This window comes from Pelagivirga sediminicola (assembly GCF_003072125.1).
Taxonomy (GTDB): domain Bacteria; phylum Pseudomonadota; class Alphaproteobacteria; order Rhodobacterales; family Rhodobacteraceae; genus Roseovarius; species Roseovarius sediminicola.
In genome coordinates, this window is record NZ_QCYH01000086.1 from 1 (window position 1) to 513 (window position 513).

1 protein-coding gene is annotated in these 513 nt (G+C 39.0%); it reads right to left on the minus strand.

What is annotated here, in order from left to right; all coding sequences use genetic code 11:
- A partial coding sequence (locus DC366_RS20730; protein WP_207768802.1) for a hypothetical protein occupies nt 1-513 on the minus strand: 513 nt, incomplete at both ends.

The following is a 513-nucleotide window of genomic DNA, read 5'->3' on the forward strand; positions in this document are numbered from 1 at the left end:
GTTGAATCCGATATTGCGCTAGCCCCAACTTTTATTCCCGCATCAACTATACTATTAGCAGCGTTCGCAAAAAAAGAAGGAGAGGTTGACATTCGCTCAACTGTTCCAGAAATGTCACCAGTCTCGGTCCCATTAATTACGATGTTCTGTATACTGTTTGGAATTATCTGCCATTCCAATCGTAAATCATTAAAAGGTGTACTGGCTAAGTTCGCATCATATGCTATTTCAAATTCCGCAGCATACCAGGACCCAGTGGACGAAACTTTATAAGGTTGTAACTGGCTTACGCTTGTTATATTATTTTCATTATTAATATCAACTAGATCGCCAGCCGCAAACGCGAGCAATGGAGAATTTCCCGCTGCGCTCCCTCGTAAATTCAAAAAATGAGCTATGTTACTGGACTGGTACTCACTATCGGCAGCGAAATAGAAGTATACTCTTAATAACCCATTATATCGATTATAGAGCATAAAATACTGATTATTAAATTGTTGTGTTTCGCTAAAA